Below are 23,634 nucleotides of genomic sequence, written 5' to 3' on the forward strand. Positions count from 1 at the left end.
TAATTAATTATCTCCATTTAGCAGGGCACGCAGTTCATCTTCGGACAAGTTTTCCAGTTCTTGTTGCAGCAATTCGATATCTTCTTGTGCGAAAAAGGTTTCGATCTGTCTTGATGCGATAAGCTCGGCGAGTTCAGAAAGTTCTGGATGGGTAAATATGTCTTGAATGGACACTTCAAGATGGAATGCATCACGCAATCTTGCCATTAACTGAATGATTGATAGGGAATTTCCACCCAGGTCAAAGAAGCTGTCATGGCGTCCTATTTGTTTTAACCCCAATAAATTCTGTAGGATGGTGGCAATTTGCTGTTCGATTTCACCTTGGGGCGCTTCGTATTCATGGCTGGCAATGGCGAAACGATCGGGCGCTGGCAGTGCTTTGCGATCTAGTTTGCCGTTTCCGGTGAGCGGGAAGGCTTCCAGCACAACAAACGCGCCAGGCACCATATAGCTAGCCAGACGGTGATTCAGTTGTTCACGCAGGCTATTGGCTTCTGGCGTGAAACCAGATTGTGGAATGACATAAGCTACCAGACGTTTGTCGCCGGTTTCTTCTTCACGGGCGATCACTACGGCATCTCTGACTCCTTCACAGGCGGCCAGTTGTGCTTCAATTTCCCCCAATTCAATGCGGAAGCCGCGTATCTTGACTTGAAAATCGTTGCGTCCCAGATACTCAATCATACCGTTTGGCAACCAGCGCCCTAAGTCACCGGTTTTGTACATGCGCGCATTTGGCTGTGCGCTGAATGGATCGGCAACAAATTTCTCCGCTGTCATCTCCGGCTTATTCAGATAACCCCGTGCGACACCTAAACCAGCGATGTGAATTTCACCACGGACACCAATAGGAACCGGTTGACCGAGGGTATCCAAAATATAGATACGAGTATTGGGCAATGGGCAACCAATCGGAATCTGGTCATTGATATATGGAACTTGCTTGTTATCTATCGCCAGTTTATCTACGGTCAATGTGGTGGCAATAACGGTGGTTTCAGTCGGGCCATAGGAGTTAATCCAGCGGCAGGATTGAGTTTCCGAGTGAGACAGCCAGTTCATTAAATGACGATGCTCTGCTTTCTCACCGCCCACAATGATGGTGTGCAGAGATGAGCTGAAACCACTGCGTCCCGCCATCATCTCCTGTACCCAGTGATGCCAAAAAGCAGTCGGCATATCCATAATGGTGATCTTCTGTTCACGCAGGAACGAGACAAACGCCATATCCGGTATGCGGATATGCGGCGGGCGCAGAACCAGTGTCGCGCCGGATGCCAGGGTTGGGAAAATATCCGATACCGACGTATCAAACGCCACAGTGGCAAATTGCAGAATACGATCACCCAATTGTGGCTGGCTGGTCTGGCGTTGAGCATGGATAAAGTTCACCACATTGCGGTGTTCCAGCATCACGCCTTTAGGTTGTCCGGTGGAGCCGGAGGTATAGATGATATAGGCCAGATGGTGTGGTTGAAGTCCCATTTGGCGAACATCCGGGTTATGAGTAGGTTGTTGTGCTACCGCGTTACGATGGCTGTCATCATCCAACAACAAGGTTGGAATATCCTGTACCGGTAAATGTGCTTGCAAATGGCGCTGAGTCAACAGCCAGGCCGGTTTACTGTCTGACAACTGATAAGCCAGTCGTTCTGCGGGGTATTCTGGATCAAGCGGAATATAACCTGCGCCTGCTTTAAGGATGCCATACATGCCAATAATCATATCCAGACTGCGGTCGGCACAGATAGCAATGCGATCATCGGGGCGTACACCAGATGCAATTAGATGATGAGCCAGTTGATTAGCATGGTGGTTCAGTTCGGCATAACTCAATTGATTTTCACCAAACACTAATGCGGTGACATCAGGTGTCCGTTCCACTTGCTGTTCAAATAGTCGGTGGATTAAAACATTTGGCGGAAGATCGACGGCAGTATCGTTGAATGTTTCCAATACCTGAGTGCGTTCTTCTGGGGACAAGATATCGAGTGATTCTATTTTCTGTTCCGGTGCGTGTTGCAGGGCTGCGATAGTTCCTCTTAAAGCCATATCCATATAGGCGTTGATACGCGCCGGATTAATCTGCTGACAGCACTGTGCGGTGAGTGCAAATCCATCATCAAAGTCATCTACATCCAGTGACAGTGGATAGTTACTGCGTTCTTCACCCCTGAGTATCTGTACACCTTCCCATGTTAACGATGCAGATTGAGATGTATTACGTGGGCTATGGCGGAAGTTCAGCAAGCTGTTAAACAACGGTAATGGTGCCTGAATGCCACTGCAACGCTGGGCAACGGCCAATGATGCTTGCTCGTGATCGAGCAATTCACTGAGTTGTTGATGGGTTTCCCTGACTGCCTGCTTAACAGTACGCTCCTGTAATCGAATGCGGATAGGCAAGGTATTGATAAACATACCAAGTACTTCGGAAGCCCCGACTCCGCCTTGTAAGCGTCCCAGTAGAACCGTGCCAAACACTACATCACTTCGCCCACTGCATCGGGCTAATACTTGTGCCCATGCGACATGGAACAGCACTGCGGCACTCATGCCAAGTTGACGGGCGCAGTTACGCAGGTTGTGGGCGAATTCGCTATCCAGTGTGATGGTATTCTCTACGATTTCATTGCGGTTTGTTTCATTGAGATCGTCAAGTAATCCAAAGGGCAGAGTTGGCTCTTCAACATCCCCAAGTTGTTCGCGGAAATAGGCTTGATGGATTTCCTGCGGCACACTGCGGATATGGGCGATAAAATTACGGTAAGGCAGGGGAACAGGAAGGCTATCACTTTCTCTCAAGATCAGCGTATTAATCTCATTGAAGATCATGCTTAATGAAATGTGGTCGCAAACTAAATGGTGGTGCAATAAGGAGAGCAGCCACTGTCCAGATTCAGGATCTTGGGCAATATGTGCCGCCAGAAGTGGTGCTTTGGTGATCTCCATGCGCACCGTATGTGGATCAGTGAGATGGCGTAATTGCGCTTCTGTTAACAACGTGTGTTCAATAATCGGCAGCGGTGCATGACGATAGACAACCTGAACAGGTTCTGGCAATTCTTGCCAATGCACAGCACTGCGCAGGATATCGTGCCGATCAATGACTTGTTGGAATACCTGTAAGAAAGTATCTAAACGTGTTCGGCTATCAAACGCCATAAGCTGATTGTCTAGGTAGATATCGCCTTCGGTTTGCAGCAAATGGTGGAACAGAATACCTGCCTGTAATGGCCCCAGTGGGTAGATATCCTGAATATTGGCAGCACCTCCCGGAACGAGATTGACAATCTCCTCAATTTGGTTTTGTGTTAACTTCACCAGGGGCAGCATGTTTGGGGTAATCATCTGGCTGTCTTCATGGATCAGGTTTGGTGGAACCCCCAATTCTGTGACACCTTGAGCGGTTTTTTGATTTAAACGAGCACTCATGGTTGCCAAGGTTGGTGCAGAGAAGACCGTGCTAACATCAAGGAATAAGTCATGCTGGCGTAATTCCTCGATCAGATTGACTACCAGTAAAGAGTGCCCACCCAGTTCAAAGAAATTGTCATGGCGTCCCACTTGCTCCAGACCCAGCAGGAATTGCCAAACTGTGGCCAGAGTTTGTTCAGTTTTTCCTTGTGGCGCTTCGTACTTGCGACTGACTATGGCAGCGCTATCCGGTGCGGGCAGGGCTTTGCGATCCAGCTTGCCATTGGTGGTTAGCGGAAAAGCATCAAGTATGACAAAGGCACTAGGGAGCATGTGTTCCATCAAACTGGAACTCAATTGCTCACGCAAGCAGGCGGGATTGAGTGTGATCCCTGATTGTGGGATGAGGTAAGCAACCAGACGCTTATCACCGGTTTCCTCTTCACGGGCGATCACTACCGCATCCATGACACCTTCACAAGCCACCAGTCGGGTTTCAATTTCTCCCAGTTCAACACGGAAGCCACGGATCTTGACCTGAAAATCATTGCGCCCCAGATATTCAATCATGCCGTTGGGCAACCAGCGTCCCAAATCCCCCGTTTTATACATACGGGCATCTGCTTGTTCGCTAAACGGATCAGAGATAAATTTCTCTGCCGATACTTCGGGGCGATTCAGATAACCACGGGCAACACCGGCACCGGCAATATGGATTTCTCCACTTACCCCAATGGGAACTGGCTGTCCCTGTCCATCCAGAATATAAATGCGGGTATTAGGTAGCGGATAGCCAATCGGGATAATATTTTCGACGTACGGTAGATCTTGGCTGTCCAGTTTCAGGGTTGTGGCAATAACGGTGGTTTCAGTCGGACCATAGGAGTTGATCCAGCGGCAGGATTGGGTTTCTGGGCTGGATCGCCAATTCATTAAATGGCGGTATTCCGCTTTTTCACCACCTACAATAAGGGTGTGCAGATAAGGGCTGAAACCACTGCGGCCTGCCATCATCTCCTGTACCCAGTGGTGCCAAAAAGCAGTCGGCATATCCATAATGGTGATCTTCTGTTCACGCAGGAACGAGACAAACGCCATATCCGGTATGCGGATATGCGGCGGGCGCAGAACCAGTGTCGCGCCGGATGCCAGGGTCGGGAAAATATCCGATACCGACGTATCAAACGCCACAGTGGCAAATTGCAGAATACGATCACCCAATTGTGGCTGGCTGGTCTGGCGTTGAGCATGGATAAAGTTCACCACATTGCGGTGTTCCAGCATCACGCCTTTAGGTTGTCCGGTGGAGCCGGAGGTATAGATGATATAGGCCAGATGGTGTGGTTGAAGTCCCATTTGGCGAACATCCGGGTTATGAGTAGGTTGTTGTGCTACCGCGTTACGATGGCTGTCATCATCCAACAACAAGGTTGGAATATCCTGTACCGGTAAATGTGCTTGCAAATGGCGCTGAGTCAACAGCCAGGCCGGTTTACTGTCTGACAACTGATAAGCCAGTCGTTCTGCGGGGTATTCTGGATCAAGCGGAATATAACCTGCGCCTGCTTTAAGGATGCCATACATGCCAATAATCATATCCAGACTGCGCTCAACACAGATAGCAATGCGATCATCAGGACGCACGCCGGATGCCATCAGATAATGAGCTAACTGGTTGGCGTGGTGATTCAGTTCGGTATAACTCAATACGTTTTCACCGAATATTAACGCAGTGGCATCCGGTGTCTGCGTTACCTGGTGTTCGAACAGTGAGTGGATCAGTATATCTTGCGGATAGGCCTGAGCGGTATGGTTGAAATCCACCAATAATTGCTTGCGTTGTTGCGGTTGCAGCAACGGTAAATCTTGTACTCGCAGAGAATCATCAGCAACCATCGCTGCTAACAGGGTTTGCAGGTAGCTTGCGAGCCGTTCAATGCTGGCACGATCAAACAGATCACTGGCATATTCCAATTCACAGACTAACCCATTATCGGTATCGTTTATGGAAAGTGACAGATCAAAATGGGTGCTTCTTCGGGTTAACGGCAGTTCATCTAGCGCTAAACCGGGTAATTCAAGGGATTGTTGTATTGGTGTGTTATCCAGCGCGAGCATGACCTGAAAGATCGGGCTATAACTCAGGCTACGTGGCGGTTGTAACGCTTCGACCAATTGCTCAAAGGGTAAATCTTGGTGTACATAGGCTGCCAGTGCATGGGCTTTGACTTGTGCCAATAACGCGCTAACGGTAGGGTTATCTTCCAGTTTCACCCTGAGCGCCAGCGTATTGGCAAAGAAACCGATCAACGGTTCTAATTCGCGGTGCTGTCGGTTGGCGATAGGTGTTCCAATAACAATATCTTGTTGACCACTGATGCGGGCAAGCAAGACTGACCATGCAGACAGCAATGTCATGAATAATGTGGAACTATGGCGCTGGCTCAATGCCTTTAAGCCATCACTTAATGCTGACGAAAGAGTGAATGCCACTTGATCCCCGTGGTAACTCTGAACCGCAGGACGCACTCTGTCTGTCGGCAGTTCCAATAATGCAGGGGCGGCTTGCAGTGTTTTTCGCCAGAAACTGACCTGTTTTTCCAGCACTTCACCCTGTAGCCATTGTCGCTGCCAGAGAGCATAGTCAGCATATTGTATTGTCAGTGCAGGCAATGGATCGTCTTGTCCCTGAATGAAAGCACGGTAGAGGGTGGTCAATTCATATATCAGGATGTTCAATGACCAGCCATCCGAAATCATGTGGTGCTGAGTCAACAACAGAACATATTCATCATCAGTGAGTTTCAGCAATTGTCCGCGAATTAGTGGCTCCAGAGCAAAATCAAAGGGATGGTTAGTTTCAAATTGAGCGGTTGCATCAATAGCAGCCCGTTTTTCTGCCTCATCTAACTGACTGAGATCTTTAATGGTTAAATTGAAGCCACGATCTGCATTGGCAATCACTTGCTGGGCTGTACTCTCTTCCATTTTGATAGTTGTACGCAGGATTTCATGGCGGGCAACGATCCTGTCCAGAGATGCTTGCAGCGCATTCAGGTTTAGCTGTCCTTTCAGACGCAATCCGCCAGAGATGTGATATGCCGTCTGAGCGGCAGGATCTAACTGTGCCAAGAACCACAGACGTTGTTGCGCCCAGGAGAGGGGCAGAACTTGTTGCCGGTCGGCGGGTAATATCGCCGGTTGTGTAGAATGCTGTGTAGGCTGATTGGCTGTATCCAGTGAATGTGCCAAGTCTGACAAAATTGGATGGGTGAAGAGCTCTTGCAAGTCCACTTGGCTGTTGAAAACCTGGCGTAAGCGGGCAGCCATTTGTACTGTCAGCAAAGAGTGACCACCCAATTCAAAGAAATTGTCATGACGTCCCACTTGCTCCAGCCCAAGCAGAGATTGCCAGACTTCCGCCAGTTTCTGCTCAATTTCCCCTTGAGGAGCCTCGTATTCACGGCTGGCGATGGCAGTATGATCGGGTGCAGGCAGGGCCTTGCGATCTAATTTACCACTACCGGTCAGAGGAAATGCATCCAGTATGACAAAGGCACTGGGGATCATGTGTTCCATCAAATGGATGCTTAATTGTTCACGTAGGTGGGAAGGTGTAAGCGTAACACCAGGTTGTGGTATCAGGTAAGCGACCAGACGCTTGTCGCCAGACATTTCTTCACGGGCAATGACCACAACATCTTTGACTCCGTCGCAGGTTGCCAATTGCGCTTCGATTTCTCCCAATTCAACACGGAAGCCACGCAGTTTGACCTGAAAATCATTGCGCCCTAAATATTCAATGTTGCCGTCTGGCAGCCAGCGTCCCAGATCACCGCTTTTATACAGGCGAGCATCAGGCTCTTTGCTGAATGGATCGGATACGAAGCGTTCTGCTGTCAGTTTCGGTTGGTTTAAGTAACCACGAGCAACACCGGCACCGCCAATATAAATCTCTCCACTAACCCCGATGGGAACGGGTTGGCCGAAGGGATCGAGAATATAAATACACGAGTTAGCGTTGGGGCGGCCAATGGGAATGTTGTTAACAATTTCGGTGGAGGAACCACCATTTAGTATCAGTGAAGTCACGATAACGGTGGTTTCAGTTGGGCCATAAGTGTTGATCCAACGGCAGAATTGCGTTTCTGGCAATGATTGCCAGTCTACCCAGTGGCGATATTCTGCTTTTTCACCACCAACAATAACCGTATGCAGGTAAGGGCTGAAACCTGTACGATCGGCTTTTATCTCTTGTACCCATTGATGCCAGAACGCAGTCGGTACATCCATGATGCTGATCTTTTGTTGCCGTAAAAAGTCAATAAACTCCGTATCTGGCACACGGATATGGGCAGGACGCAGGACTAAAGTCGCACCCGCAGCCAGTGTTGGAAAAATATCCGATACGGAGGTATCAAATGCCATAGTCGCAAATTGCAAAATGCGATCCCCTGGTTGGGGTTGGCTGATTTGATGTTGAGCATGAATAAAGTTGACAACATTGCGGTGTTCCAGCATCACCCCTTTGGGCAATCCGGTTGAACCAGAGGTGTAGATAATGTAGGCCAGATGGTGTGGCAGCAGCCCTAACTGGCTGGCATCAGGATTATGGTTTGGCTGTTGTGCCACCATATTTAGATGATTTTCATCATCCAGTAACCAGATCGGAACTTCTGTTGACGGTAAATTCGCCTGTAAATGTTTTTCGGTCAGCAATAACACTGGTGTGCTGTCTGATAACTGATAAGCCAGTCGTTCGGCAGGATATTCTGGATCGAATGGAACGTAACCTGCCCCTGCTTTGAGAATGCCCAACATACCAATGATCATATTCAGGCTGCGCCTGACACACAGTGCCACGCGGTCGTCTGGGCGTATACCAAAGGCAATCAGGCTGTGAGCCAGTTGGTTGGCTCGTTGGTTCAACTCTGCATAACTCAGTTGCGTATTTTGATACACCAAGGCAATGGCATCAGGCATCGACTCTGCTTGCTGTTCAAATAGCTGGTGGATCAATTTGTCTTGTGGGTAGGTGAGGGCAGTGTCATTAAAATTCACCAACAATTGTTGGTGCTGTTGGGGGGTTATCAGTGGTAGTTCAGCCACTCGTTGGTTATCATCAGCCACCATTGCCGCCAGCAGAGTGTTTAAATGGCTGACCATACGTTCAATCGTGGCGTGATCGAACAGATCACGGGCATATTCCAGATCACCTGCTAACCCATTTTCAGTTTCATCCAGGGTTAATGTCAGGTCAAAGTAAGAACTATCCCTGATTAATGGCCGTTCATTTAATACCAATCCCGGCAGTTCGAAATGCCGTTGTCCTGGCGTATTATTGGTTGCCAGCATAACCTGAAAAATGGGGCTATGACTCAGGCTGCGCGGAGGTTGTAAGATTTCGACCAAGTGTTCGAAGGGCAGGTCTTGATGGGCAAATGCGTTGATTGCTTGTTCTTTTACTCGTGCGAGGAGTTCACTGACACTTGGGTTATCATGCAACTGCACACGTAATGCTAATGTATTGGCAAAAAAGCCGATTAAAGGGGCTAATTCAGGTTGTTGACGATTAGCAATGGGAGTACCAATCACAATATCATCCTGACCACTGAGGCGGCAGAGCAATGTCGCCCATCCCGCCAACAACGTCATAAAGAAGGTTGTTCCGTGACGTTGGCTGAGTGCTTTTAAACCTGCCTGTAATGCAGGAGGTAGAGCAATATTGACACGTCCGCCGAGATAGCTTTGCTTTGCAGGACGTAGGCGGTCGGTAGGCAATTCCAGAAGTGCGGGAGCACCTTGCAGGGTGTTACGCCAGAATTCGATCTGTCTTTCCAGCATCTCCCCTTGTAACCCATTTTTCTGCCAGAGAACATAATCAGCATACTGAATGGTCAGGGCTGGCATTGGATCTGGCTGTCCTTGACAGAATGCGCAATAAAGTGTGGACAATTCTTGCATAAAGAGACTAACTGACCAGCCATCAGAGATAATATGGTGCTGAGTTAACAGCAGGATATGCTGATCTTCTGCCAGTTTTAGCAGACGTCCCCGTGCTAATGGACCATGAACAAAATCAAAAGGATGGTTTGCCTCAAGATAGGCTACTTTTTCAATTGCGGCTTGTTGTTCTGACTCAGTTCCTTCGGAATAAGGCTGGCTGAAATCTTCTTGTATCAGAGGAAAGCCACAATCTGCATCATGAATGATTTGTTGTGCTTCGCCTTCTACCGTCACGATTGTGGTACGCAGAATTTCATGGCGCGCCACAATACGATCCAAGGCCGCTTGCAAGGCATTCAGGTTCAGTACGCCTTGCAGGTTCAACCCTACTGACATATGGTATGCCGTTTGTGCAGCAGGATCTAATTGAGCAAGGAACCATAAACGTTGTTGTGTCCAGGATAATGGCACACCGTTATCACGCGGTTGAGTCGTAATTGTGGTTTTTTGTGTCGATTCGCGGGTTAGTTTTGCTGATTTGGCTAACTCAAGTAGTCTTCTGCGTTCCGCTAATGGTAGAGATGAAAGCTCGTTATTATTCATTTGATTATCACCACTTAAAACAAGGTAAATTAAAACCTAATTCATTGATTTATAAACATCTTGCAGAGACTCTGAATCAAATTGCAGTAATAGAGAGTCGATAATGCATTCTTCAAGTTGACAAAGGGTTGGGTGGGAAAACAGTTGATGAAGAGATAATTCAACATCAAATGTTTGTTTTATTTGCGACTGTAGCTGTAGCACTAACAGTGAATGACCACCCAATTCAAAGAAGTTGTCATAGCGGCTAACCCGATCCAGTCCTAATAACGCTTGCCAAATGGCAGCCAACTGCTCTTCGGTTTCACCTTCTGGAGCCGCATATTCACGACTTGACATGGCAACGTGATCGGGAGCAGGCAGAGCCTTGCGATCGAGTTTGCCATTGGGAGAGAGAGGAAACGCCTCCATCACGACAAAGGCACTCGGTATCATATAGTCGGCAAGATTTCGGCTTAATTGCTCACGCAGTTGAGAAATGCTCGGTATGCTATCCTGATTTGGGATCAAATAGGCAACCAGTCGCTTGTCATTGGTTCCATTTTCACGGGCAACAACCACAGCTTCACGAATGCCGGCACATTGGGTCAGGCGAGTTTCAATTTCACCCAGTTCAATGCGTAATCCGCGAATTTTGACCTGAAAATCATTGCGTCCCAGATAGGTGATACTGCCGTCTGGTAGCCAACGTCCCAGATCGCCAGTTTTATACAGGCGAGCAGCAGGATCGGTATTGAATGGGTCGTTAATAAAACGTTCAGCAGTCAACTCAGGCAGATTCAAATAGCCGCGGGCAACACCCACGCCGCCGATATAAATTTCCCCTGCCATACCAATTGGAACGGGTTCTCCGTGGGTATCGAGAATATAGATTTGGATATTGGCAATAGGATGCCCAATCGGCACTTGCCCGATATAGCGATCCTGAACACATTGCCAGGCAGTGACATCAATGGCTGCCTCGGTGGGTCCATATAAATTATGCAGTTCACTGTGAGACAGATGGGACAGACAGTGTTGTTGCAAGGCATAAGGCAGTGCTTCTCCACTGCATAAAATTTGGCGCAGAGAAAGGCAGCGTCCGGCCGGAATGTAATGGAGAAAACTTTGCAACATGGAAGGCACAAAATGGATTGTCGTGATATGACGGTTTTCTATTTCTTCCAATAAATAATGTGGTTCTTTATGACCGCCGGGACGAGCCATCACTAATTGAGCCCCAGACATCAGGGGAAGGAAGAATTCCCAAACAGAAACATCAAAACTAAACGGCGTTTTTTGTAAAACGCGATCTTGCGGGGTTAATTGATAAGTATCTTGTGCCCAGAGCAAACGGTTAACCACACTGCGGTGCTCATTCATCACGCCTTTGGGTAATCCCGTTGAGCCTGAGGTGTAGAGTACATAGGCCAGATGACGCGATGTCAGTCCTAAATAAGAGGCCTCTAAGTTATCGTCATTCTGGCAGGCAATATTGGCCTGAACGGTGGGATTATCTAAAAACCAGACAGGAATTTCGGTCACGGGCAGTTGTTCTTGTAAACCATGATGGGTCAGCAGAACCACAGGTTCACTGTCTGCCAGGATATAAGCGAGCCTGTCTGTGGGATATTCAGGATCGAGTGGCACATAAGCAGCCCCCGCTTTTAAAATCCCCAGCAGACTAATGACCATATCCAGACTGCGCTCCATACAAATGGCGACGCGATCATCGGGATGAATTCCCGCTGCGACAAGGGCATGAGCTAGTTGGTTAGCCCGCTGATTCAATGCCATATAACTGAGTTGAGTATTCCCATACAGCAGAGCAATTGCCGTTGGGTTGCGTGCTGCTTGTTGCTCAACAAATTGATGGATTAAAGCGTGCTGCGGAAAGGGTTTGTTGGTATTGTTGAAATCGTGAAGAACTTGCTGACGTGCCTGTTCATCCATCAATGGCAACCGAACAATTGTCTGCTGTTCGTCATCGACCATCGCTTCCAGCAGTGTTAAGAGGTTCTGCATAAGCTGGGAAATGAATGCTGCATCAAATATTGCAGTATCATAATAAAAGGTATAACCAATATGATCGCCGGATTCTAAGACATTTATCATCAATGGAACGGAAACATCGGCATAGAGAGGATACGGAAAAGGCCGTAACTCTGCATTTCCCCACTGTACCGTGACATCGTCATCTTCCGCCATCCAGAGAGTGGTCAGGTCACCGATATATCTGGCTTTTTGGAATATCATGACTGTCTGGAAAACGGGATGAGTTTCTGTATTGCGTTGCAGTTTCAGTTGTTCCAGTACCTTAGAGAACGGATATTTCTGGTTTTCAATACCCTGCCGGATGGTTTTGGTCGCCTGTGTGATATGTTCCTGTACTGTCATATCACCGTTTATCTGGCAGCGTAAAGCAACCGGATTGATAAACTCGCCAACCAATTTTCCCCAACGAGCCCGACCTCTTCCCGGTAAGATAGAACCGATAATGACATCATCCACTTCGGTATAACGGCTCAGAAGAATTTGATAGGCAGCCAGAAAAACAGCAAACAGGCTGTTATCATATTTCAGGGCTAGCGCTTGTAGCTTATGTGTCAGTGATTTGTTAATTATTCTCTTTAACGATATTTTTCCTGTGGCGGGCAGGGTGCTGTTTTTAGGTGGCCATTGCGAGACAGCCAAATCACCCGCCAACGTGTTTTGCCAGAATTGTTGCTGTTTTTTAGCGCTGGCACTTTTTAGCCATTGTTGTTGCCATTCCACATAATCGTGGAAACTATTTTCTGGGGCGGGTTCCAGGGGTTTTGCAGAAAGCAGCACATCAAGTTCATCTAACAGTATCCAATAAGACCAGCCATCAACCGCCAGATGATCAAAGGTCAAGACCATTATGCTTTCTTGTTGATTGCATTGATACCAACTGGCATAAACCCGAAGCGGATGGGCTAGATCAAACATATGCCAGCAATCGTCTTGAACACGTTGTTTAAGCGTTTCTTCGCTAAGATGTTGGGCATCATGTATTGTCAGTGTGATTTTAGTGCTGTCTGCGATGCAATAGCCTAATTCATCGTGGTATAGTCCAAAACTTGTCCGCAGCATCGGGTGTCTTTGTACCAATTTATTAAGAGCTTCTTCTAAACGCTTAGCGGTTAATCCTTTAATGTGAGCGCAAAATGCACTATTATTTTGACCGCGTTTGTCAGGGTCAATTTGATATTGAAACCAGCGGCTGCGTTGAGCTTCTGATAAAGGGAATGATTTCAATTTTTCAGGGTAATTCATTCTATAGCTCCCTTTTTATGGGTACATTAAAAAATAAAAACATGAGAACTGATAAAACAAAAAATCACACTTGGGTTTAAACAATAAAAATAACTGACCATTCTAATAAAAAAGAACAGTCTTATTTTTATATTTATATAATTCCTTCTTGCCGTTGATGAAATTATGTTTGTTACAAAATTAGATAATTTTACATTAAATGATTTTGTTACACATTTCTAATAATGTTTTTCTAAAATGTCTAATTTTATTATAGGCATTATGTGATAAATTTTATTGCCATTGGTGATTTTTTTGGTCACTTTGTTACTCAAAATTTTTTGTGTATAAAGTGAAATAAGAGCCTGTTTTATTAGGCTCTTTGCTGTAAACTTTATTTCATTTTATTGAATATAATGGTCCTTATGATCAACTTCTTTAATATGACCATCCTCTAATTTAATAATGCGGTCAGCTATATTAAAATAAGCATCATCATGACTAATAACCAGGACAGTTTTACCTCTGGCTTTTAATTCCGGCAGCAGCTCAGTATAGAATAAGCGTTTAAACACAGGATCCTGATCGGCTGCCCACTCATCAAACAGATAAATAGGACGGTCTTCCAGATAAGCTGAAACTAAAGCCAGTCGTTTCCGTTGACCTGCCGAAAGATTTGTCGTGGAAAATCCGCCATCAACGATTTTAACTTTGTGTGCCATGTTTAATGCTTCAATATAATGTGTTGCTTTTTCGGTGACATTCGCATCGCTGTTGAGTAACTGCTCAAATAGATGGTAATCAGAAAAAACGGCCGCAAAATGTTGACGATAATGTTCATTATTCGCTGGTGTTACTTGCACATCATTTAATGAAATAGTACCGGATTCTTGCTCAAACAGGCCAACAAGCAACATGGCGAGGGTTGTTTTCCCGCTACCATTCCCACCGACGATAAAAACAATTTCGCCTTGCGATATTTTCAAACTTAATGGACCGAGTGCAAATTGGCGATCTTCTTTATCTGTTGTGTAATGGTGGACAACATCTTTCAGTTCAATCTCGATTGATTGTTGCTGGTTAAATGGGTTTGTGCCTTCGACTTGTACCGACAGGGCTTCTTCCAGTTGGCTGTCAAGACGCCGCATTTTGTTCAATGAAACTTCCGCCTCTCTCAGTTCTGGAATTGCTCCAATAACTTCACTGATTGGACCTGATAAGAAGAGAACAAGCAGTGATACAGTAACCAATGTTGATGGTTCTTGGGGAAGCCAAATCGGGACAACAAAAATAATGATACCAATCATGACATAAAATGTAACAGAACTGGCATTAATAACCCAGGCATAGCTGGAGTTCGCTTTAACACAGATCTCCTGGAATACTTTGGCGGCAGGAGCTATTACTTTATTAATAAAAAGATTACCTTTTTGTTTATTGAGTTGCAGCTCCTTACTACCATCAATCAGGCTTTGGAAATTAAGGTATATTTTATCTATTTGATCACGCATATCTGTCATTAATTGTAATGGGTATTTTTCCCACAGATAAAACACATACATTCCGATAAGGCTGAGTGCCGCTAAAATGAGAAACAGTTGCCAGGACATCCAAGCTAAGTAACCAAAACAGGCTATGATTAGAGTGATATTACCAAAAACAGAGGGGGCTAACATAAAGGAATGTACAAAAACATCGACGTCTTTGGTTAAAACTGCCAATAAACCGTGCCGCCCAAGTTTATGCAGTTTTTTGAGTGGTGCCCGCAAAATTTTATTACTTAAACTTAGACGCAATGAAAAAACCGTGGATTGGGCTAAATGCGATAGTGTAATTTCTGACACGGTTTTAGTAATAAAAAAAATAAAACAGATGCCAAAAAAGCTCCAAAGAAATGCAATCAGGTTAATCTCTTCTGTCACGCCTTGACTGATCATCCCGACTATCGAAGCACCGGCAAACCCACTAATTAATGCGCTTATTGTCGATACCAACAGTAATACCCAAGATTGACGATATAAATAAGCTATTAGAGTCATAAAAAACAAGCCATTGTCGAAGGTTATAATTAATATGAGAATTCATATATCTGCTTACTCAATCCACTATGGTTATTTTTTTCTTATAAAACTGCAAGTGTGATTTATGGCATGGCAATATTAATAAATATAATTTTGATAAAGACTATTTTCAATATTAATAGTAACCATACATGATTACATAAATGAATTGTTTGAATGATGATAAGGGGGGGCGTGACTCCAATAGTTAGATTTCCCTATAAAGAATCGTATTCCCGTTTGATGAAAGTCCCTATCACCTTATCGTGCATCTCCCCTGATTTGGAATAACCTATCGTCCTTCGATTCAGTCTTTTTAAACGTGTATGTAATGTCAGATTGGTTCTTTCTATACGTTGGGTATAATGTTTTCCAACAATATGTTTTTCTTCAGGCAGTCGGTTGTAAGGTGCATAATCATCCGTACAGTAAAACCTGACATTAAAAGGTGATAATAACTCAAGGCGTTTGCGTAAAGTCGCCGTACTGCGATCACCCAAAACATGGGCCACGCCTCGCTAGAGGCGAGGCTCCCAGGCATACCAGAGCCAGCGTTGATTCTTTTGACTTCTCACAAATGACCATTACTCATCAACTTCACAGATAAGCTGGACTTCATTTCCCTCAAGAGGAAGGTTGGTCACATTTTTCGGGGAGAGTTTTTTAACGTGCGAATGACGGTGTTAATCCCTATCTTCAGTACACGAGCGGTATCACGAACACCGGAGTTATTCACTGCCATATCAATAATTTGCTCTTTCACGCCGGGATAACAGGCTTGATAGGCATAGTTCAGTTGAAAGGTTTTACGGCAGGCATAGCAGTGATAGCGGGGATGACCAGTACGTCCTTTTCCATGCCCTTTAACCTCTTCTGTTTTATGACAGTAACGACAAACCACATCCACTTTAGCCATCTCTCACTCCATAATAAAAAGCAGGTAATTTATCACAATATCTAACCATTGAGAGCATGACCCAATGTTATTGGCTATTAGATGAAAATTTAATTCTATATTTCATAAATCTCGCTTCAACATTGTTGTATGTTATGGTTGCGGTAACGATGACGATAAAATAGATGCTTAATGCAAGAAGATTATTGAGCAAGATATTTCCGGTGGTCAAATTTCGCCTTCCTTCTATGAGTAGAGTTAGCTCTATACCTGTTATTTTCTGGATAATAAACATTGCTGTTGTGATAATTAATATTATTGTTACATGAACCATATAAATAGAATAGGATATTTTGCCTAAATGTTGCATGTATTTATTAAGGAAAAAAGAGGAAATAACACCTTTTTGATATGCCAAAATAAAAATGGTAAGGCAATAAATGATAGTGCAAATTATTTGTTTTGATTCGTATTGGGATTTAACAAAATAAATGAGAAACGCTATACAGAGAATTTCTAAAATAGTTGCCGTAATAGCACTTATTTTTATATCAGAGAAAATTCTGAAAATGCTATAGGTAAATGCCCCTGCAAAAAAACTTGATACTCCTCGGGTAACCGCTTGTTGTAACATATGGTTGCCACTGACAAGCATCCATAAAGTGATTGCAGATATTAATAGCCATATTACAGGAGCGATATGCATTTTTCTAAAAGTGATAATTGTTAAATACAGTATAATATATGTATAGAATTCGACACTGAGACTCCACGTAGGGTAATTAAAGGTCAGATTGATATAATGTGTTGTGGGAATCCATGATTGAATTAAAAAGAGATTGGGTAAAATCTCGGAGGGTGCTGTTCTTCCGGTAAATGGTGTTTCATCAAAATGAATTCCGGAATTTTTTTGAATCAATAATCGACAAAATTCCAGAAATATAAACATCAGTAACATTAATATGTGAAGAGGGAATATTCTGAAGAACCGAGAAGACATATATGGAATGATTTTTACGTCTCTATATGCATAGGTATGTGCCAGAACAAACCCACTGAGTACAAAGAAAAGCTCTACAATAATATAACTGTTGCGAAAAGAGTGCAGTTCAGTAAATGCACCAACAATATGTAAGTGACCAGTCACAACAATTAAAGCACCGATTCCTCTGACCGCATCCAATGATTCAAATCGCTTCATCAAACCCATCTCATTCAATATGTAAATTTTAACTATGTACAATTAAAAATAACTATCTTTAAATAAAATTAATATGCTTAGTGACTTCATGTATGTAAGAAGCAGATTAATCATCACTATAAAAGAGGTGGCTGGGGTTATTTTTTATCTTAATCCGTTTTATCGTTAGTGTGTAGTATCCTGAAACAGGTATGAAATCAATATCTGCATATTGCCCATAAATTACCGGTACGGTCAAGTTTTATTTTGTGACAATAACTATGATTTATATTTAAATTAATTTAATGAAATTTTTTTTAATGTGACGGTTCTATATGATAATTCGAAATAATTTGACAGCTTATGCAGAATCTTTTTTCAAGCGTGACTATTTTTCATGTATCCTATTTGGGATGATAAAAACCTGCATTAGTAACATCAGTCGAGAAGTCTTACAGGAAATTGCCCTTGTTGCTTAGTAGCCGAAAACGCACACACTAGGAAAATCGATGTGTATGAGGTGTTTTACGCCCTGCTGTATATACTCAAGAGCGGATGCCTGTGGGGCATGCTCCCAATGATGAGATAAACTCATCGGCCAAAGTCACCTCGATCATTCATTAAAAACGGGAGCGATAATATGTAATTGTTTGATTTTAAATCAAAATATTATTTGATGGAATAAAAATCATTAATTGCAAATACATTTTTCACCTTATTGGTATAACTTATAACCATTGTTTTGAATAATTATTAAACAACAATACTCCCTCTCCGCTATCCTCAATTCCATACCTCTTTTTATTTATTTTTTTATGCATAAACGATGCATAAACTGAAAAAAATACATTTTTATAAATTGTGAAAAACATCATAAAGTAAATCAATTGTTATTATTCTGTGTTGACTTTGTTAAATATCAAAGGAATTATGAGGTCAATTCATGATCAAAAAGAATCTTGTAATAATTCATTGAGCACTTATCGAAACAATGAATTGATCTCTTAAATAAGGCCAATTGTTAAAGGTTATATTTAATAATATATAAAATTATTCTTATTTTTTTATACCTTAATCATTTGAGGAAAAACAAATGTTGAACACGATTCAAAGAAATTGGTTTGACCAGTATATGGTTCCCTGTTTTTCACCGGCAAATTTTATCCCAGTCGTTGCCAAAGGCTCGCGTGTCTGGGATCAGAATGGTAAGGAATATGTTGATTTTGCTGGTGGAATTGCTGTGAATTCACTGGGCCATGCCCATGATGAATTAAAGAGTGCATTAAATTTTCAAATGGAGAATATGTGGCATATTGGTAATGGCTATACCAATGAACCGGTTTTAAAACTGGCGAAAAATCTGGTAGAAAATACATTTGCAGATAAGATTTTTTTCTGTAATTCCGGCGCAGAAGCGAATGAAGCCGCATTAAAAATTGCCAGAAAATATGCGCTGGATAAATATGGAGATCATAAGAACGAAATTATTTCATTTGAGAACTCTTTCCACGGCAGAACATTATTTACGGTGACTGTCGGAGGGCAACCTAAATATTCTCAAGATTTTGCTCCATTACCGCAGCAAATTACTCATCTGCCATTTAACGATATTGACGCTATCAAGGCGCATATATCAGAAAAAACCTGTGCTGTGATTGTTGAGCCGATCATTGGGGAAGGGGGCGTGATCCCTGCTGAACCGGCATTTTTAAAAGTATTACGGGAGTTATGTGATCAATATCAAGCGTTATTGATTTTTGACGAAATTCAAACGGGTATTGGTCGTACCGGGTATTTATATGCCTACGAGGAGGTTGGTGTAGCGCCGGATATCTTAACCAGTGCCAAAGGGCTTGGTGGTGGATTCCCGATTGGCGCCATGTTAGTCAGGCAACATATCGCAGAGGCTTTCCAGCCGGGGTCACACGGTACAACATTTGGTGGCAATCCGCTGGCGGCAGCCGTTGCTAACAAAGTCGTTGAGTTGGTGAGTCAACCGGCGTTTCTTGCAGGGGTGCAAGAGCGTCACCATGAATTTATGCGACAGATGTCTGAGCTTAATCAGCGTTATCAGGTATTTAGTGAGTTGCGCGGCAAAGGGTTATTGTTGGGAGCCGAGTTGGTTGAAAAATATCAGGGCAAGGCGAAAAACTTGACCAATATTGCGGCGGAAGAGGGACTGATTGCTTTGATAGCTGGCCCCAATGTGTTGCGTTTTGCTCCTGCGTTAAATATCGAACAACAGGATATCAATGACGGTTTCAGCCGCCTTGAAAACGCCCTCAGGCGATTTGTTCAGGAATAGAGCCGATTTGAGGTGATACCATGATGCTATTTAGATCCGTCCAATATGAAGATTTAGAGGACATTCTTAGTCTTTCGTCCCGTGCAGGCATTGGCCTGACGACATTACCCAATAATCAGGAATATCTGACGGCACGGATTTCACGCAGTATTGATTCTTTCAACAATGCAAAGGGACGAGCACAACAAGGATTTTTATTTACCTTGGAAGACACAGAAAAGCATCGTGTTGTTGGGGTTAGTGCGCTGGAAGTTGCTGTTGGGCTGGAGGAGCCTTTCTACAATTTTCGCGTACATCGCTCAGTGCGAGCTTCCCGCGAATTGGGCGTCTATAACTCATTTGAAACCCTGATTGTTGGGCAGGATTACACCGGATGCAGTGAATTGTGTACGTTGTTCCTTGATCCCGATTATCACGGGGGAGGCAATGGCGTTTTTCTTTCCCGAAGCCGCTTTCTGTTTATTGCTGCATTCAGACATCTCTTCCCGAAATGCATTTTTGCGGAAATGCGTGGCGTGGCGAATCAACAGGGTGAATCGCCATTTTGGGATGCCCTTGGGAAACATTTCTTTAATGTCCCCTTTGCGGAAGCTGACTACCTGACCGGCATTGGTTCCAAAACGTTTATTGCAGAATTAATGCCATTTCATCCGATTTATGTGCCTTTGTTGCCAGAAGAAGCACGCAAAACCATTGGCCAGGTACATGAAAATACGCTGCCCGCCCGCGCTATTTTGGAAAAAGAGGGATTTGCTTATCACGATGCGGTCGATATTTTTGATGCGGGCGCCATCCTGGATGCCGAGATTGACAATGTACGTACAATCAAAGCCAGCCGGCTTGTGCATGTGAAAAGAAACGACCGGATTTCCCGATCGCAGGGCGACGTACAATGCATTGTCTCGAACCTGAATTTTCAAGCATTTAAAGCACTTCTTTTGCCTGTTTCTGAGCCGCTTCATAGCGATGAATTGGTGCTTACCTCCGCAGAAATGGAGGCATTGCAGGTAGATGATGGCGATCCGGTACGCTTTGTTTCTCTTTTCTCTTAGCTGTTTTCACAATTAGCTGTTTTCACAATTAAAAATTTTATCATTAAGAGCTGTTGCAATTGAGGAATTTCGTAATGAATCATCAAGCAAATTACATTGGCGGTGAGTGGATAGCAGGGCAAGGTCTGCCAATCGTTAAATACTCTCCTGTAGATCAGCAGGTTTTATGGCAGGCGAACGGCGCTTCTGCCCAGCAGGTAAATGAAGCCTGCCAATCCGCCCGTAAAGCGTTTCCTGCATGGTCTGGATTGGCGGTTGAAAAACGGATTGCCATTATTCAGACATTTGCTGATTTACTGGCGCAGGAAAAAGAAAAGATGGCGCAAGTGATCAGTGAGGAAACCAGTAAGCCTTTGTGGGAAACACGGACAGAAGTCCAGTCTATGATAGGTAAGATCGCCATTTCGATCGAAGCTTGGGAACAGCGGACGGGGTATTCCGAAACATCAATGCCAGACGGGAAAGCAATATTACAGCATCGCCCTCATGGCGTGATGGCTGTCTTTGGTCCCTATAATTTTCCGGGGCATTTACCGAATGGGCATATTGTCCCTGCGCTAATTGCCGGTAACACATTGGTGTTCAAACCCAGTGAGTTGACACCAATGACGGCGGAGAAAACAGTGGAGTTGTGGATTAAGGCGGGATTGCCGGTAGGTGTGCTGAATTTGGTTCAGGGGGGTAAAGAAACTGGCGGTACTTTGCTGAATAATCGCGAAATTGATGGCGTGCTGTTCACAGGCAGTGCGGCAACAGGGTTCCACTTCCATCGTATATTGGCAGGTCAGCCAGAAAAAATGCTGGCTCTGGAGATGGGAGGCAACAATGCGTTGATTGTGGACGATTATGATGACATTGAAGCTGTGGTTTATACCATTGTCCAGTCGGCATTTATTTCCGCAGGGCAGCGATGTACTTGTGCCCGCAGATTGTTGGTGAAGCAGGGAGAGAAGGGAGATGCGTTAATCCGGCGGTTAGTTGATGTCGCAGGCCAGATTGAACCAGGCCATTGGAATGCTGATCCGCAGCCTTTTATCGGCGGGGTCATCTCTTTAGCAGCCGCAGAAAGTTTGCTGGAAGCCCAAACTAAGTTATTGGCTTTAGGGGGAAGATCTTTGCTCACCTTAACACAGCTTGATCCGAACTCGACGTTTATGGCGCCTGGCATCATTGATCTAACCAATGTCAAAGACATTCCTGATGACGAATTTTTTGGCCCTCTGTTAACGGTGACACACTATACCACTTTCGATGAAGCCATTTTGATGGCAAATGATACCCGATTTGGGCTGGCAACTGGGTTAATCTCTCCTGACACCAGCTTGTTTGAGAGGTTATTGCAAGAGGCGAGAGCAGGGATCGTAAATTGGAATAAACCGCTGACAGGTGCATCCAGTAAGGCACCGTTTGGTGGTATTGGGGCTTCCGGTAATCACCGCCCCAGCGCTTATTATGCAGCGGATTATTGCGCCTGGCCGATGGCTTCCCTGACGGCTGAAAATTTAGTTTTGCCTGAAACACCGGCACCAGGGCTTAATTTTTTCATCAATCAATAGGATGGCAGAGGTGATTATGTCAGGAGTTGAAGCAAATTTTGATGGTTTGGTGGGAATGACTCACCATTACGCTGGGCTATCAACGGGTAATGAAGCTTCCATGAATCATCAGGGTAAAGAATCTAATCCTCGCAAAGCCGCACTTCAGGGATTGATGAAAATGAAGGCGTTGTCTGATATGGGGTTAGTACAGGGGGTTTTGCCCCCGCAACAGCGTCCTAACCTGCCTGCGTTGCGCCAACTAGGGTTTAGCGGCAGTGACGAACAAGTATTAAATAAAGCTGCACAACATTCTCCGTTGTTGCTGTCTAACCTCAGTTCTGCCTCTTCTATGTGGACAGCAAATGCGGCAACGGTTTCCCCTTCAGCAGACAGTGCGGATAAATGTGTCCATTTCACGGTGGCTAATTTAAATAACAAGCTGCATCGTTCGCTGGAAAGTCCCACGACTTCACGCGCCCTGAAAGCGACTTTTCCTGATCAGAACCATTTTGTTCATCATGATCCCCTGCCACAACATGCGGATTGGGGAGATGAAGGCGCGGCAAACCATAACCGTTTTTGCGGCGAATATGATGAAGCCGGTGTACAGTTATTTGTCTATGGTCGCAAGGCATTGCAGCAAGGAATTACACCTAAGCGTTATCCCGCCCGACAGACGTTGGAAGCCAGTCAGGCAATTGCTCGTCTGCATCAGCTTGAAGGGGCTAGAACCGTATTTGCCCAACAAAATCCCGTTGCCATTGATAGTGGTGTGTTTCATAACGATGTTATCGCAGTTAGCAACCGTAACGTTCTTTTCTATCATCAGCAGGCTTTCTTAAATCAGCAGTCAGTATTGGCTGAGTTGAGAGAAAAAATGGCGCGGCTTGGGCACACCTTGGTGGCAATTGAAGTGCCTATGGAGCAGGTCACTATCCAGGATGCGGTCGAGTCTTACTTGTTTAACAGCCAGTTGTTGAGCCAGCCAGATGGCAACATGATGCTGATTTTACCGGAAGAGTGCCGTCAAAATCACAATGTCTCAGCTTATTTGCAAGCGTTGATTGCGAAAGGAAACTCTCCCATTAATAAGCTCCACTTTTTTGACTTGCGGGAAAGTATGCGCAATGGCGGTGGGCCGGCTTGTTTGCGACTCAGGGTTGTTTTGAACGAACAAGAGTTAGCCGCAGTAAATCCAGCGACCTTGATGACACCAGAATTGTATCAACGCCTGACGACATGGGTTGAGCACCATTATCGGGATTCCTTGTATGCGGCTGATCTTGCTGATCCGCAGCTATTAAGGGAAGCCTATTCTGCCCTCGATGAACTGACGCAGATCCTCAGGTTGGGTTCGATTTATGAGTTTCAGAATTAATC

At 44.7% G+C, this 23,634-nt stretch carries 7 protein-coding genes and 3 pseudogenes; 5 read left to right on the forward strand and 5 right to left on the reverse strand.

Features of this window, described 5'->3' with window-relative positions; all coding sequences use genetic code 11:
• Positions 1–3: 3 nt before the first annotated feature.
• The 5 genes and pseudogenes from ACE1SE_RS12735 to ACE1SE_RS12755 form a co-directional block, all read right to left on the reverse strand.
• Positions 4–9,879 (reverse strand): annotated as a pseudogene (locus tag ACE1SE_RS12735) (non-ribosomal peptide synthetase); the annotation flags it as partial.
• A gap of 126 nt (positions 9,880–10,005) precedes the next feature.
• Positions 10,006–13,245 (reverse strand): non-ribosomal peptide synthetase, encoded by a 3,240-nt coding sequence (locus ACE1SE_RS12740; RefSeq protein ID WP_374051216.1) that lies wholly within the window; start codon positions 13,243–13,245, stop codon positions 10,006–10,008.
• Between the two features lie 383 nt (positions 13,246–13,628).
• The gene (locus ACE1SE_RS12745; protein ID WP_374051217.1) at positions 13,629–15,263 is read right to left on the reverse strand and encodes a cyclic peptide export ABC transporter; all 1,635 of its coding nucleotides are present in this window, start codon (positions 15,261–15,263) and stop codon (positions 13,629–13,631) included.
• Between the two features lie 239 nt (positions 15,264–15,502).
• A pseudogene (locus ACE1SE_RS12750) lies at positions 15,503–16,200 on the reverse strand (IS1 family transposase).
• Between the two features lie 67 nt (positions 16,201–16,267).
• Positions 16,268–17,380: an acyltransferase family protein gene (locus tag ACE1SE_RS12755; protein ID WP_374051218.1), complete on the reverse strand. Its 1,113-nt coding sequence runs from the start codon at positions 17,378–17,380 to the stop codon at positions 16,268–16,270.
• Between the two features lie 392 nt (positions 17,381–17,772).
• On the opposite strand from ACE1SE_RS12755, the pseudogene ACE1SE_RS12760 reads away from it, so the two are divergent.
• The 5 genes and pseudogenes from ACE1SE_RS12760 to astB form a co-directional block, all read left to right on the forward strand.
• A pseudogene (locus tag ACE1SE_RS12760) lies at positions 17,773–17,936 on the forward strand (IS5/IS1182 family transposase); the annotation flags it as partial.
• Positions 17,937–18,452: 516 nt separating this feature from the next.
• Positions 18,453–19,664 (forward strand): aspartate aminotransferase family protein, encoded by a 1,212-nt coding sequence (locus ACE1SE_RS12765; RefSeq protein WP_374051219.1) that lies wholly within the window; start codon positions 18,453–18,455, stop codon positions 19,662–19,664.
• 23 nt (positions 19,665–19,687) lie between these two features.
• Entirely contained in the window at positions 19,688–20,716 is a 1,029-nt protein-coding gene (astA, locus tag ACE1SE_RS12770) for an arginine N-succinyltransferase (RefSeq protein ID WP_374053668.1), read from the forward strand.
• A 74-nt stretch (positions 20,717–20,790) separates the two neighbouring features.
• Positions 20,791–22,272, forward strand: coding sequence for a succinylglutamate-semialdehyde dehydrogenase (gene astD / locus ACE1SE_RS12775; RefSeq protein ID WP_374051220.1), 1,482 nt, complete (start codon positions 20,791–20,793; stop codon positions 22,270–22,272).
• Positions 22,273–22,288: 16 nt separating this feature from the next.
• A complete protein-coding gene (gene astB, locus ACE1SE_RS12780; RefSeq protein WP_374051221.1) occupies positions 22,289–23,632 on the forward strand; it encodes an N-succinylarginine dihydrolase in 1,344 nt (447 codons plus the stop codon).
• The last annotated feature ends 2 nt before the right edge of the window (positions 23,633–23,634 follow it).

The organism is Xenorhabdus taiwanensis (assembly GCF_036512875.1).
GTDB lineage: Bacteria > Pseudomonadota > Gammaproteobacteria > Enterobacterales > Enterobacteriaceae > Xenorhabdus > Xenorhabdus taiwanensis.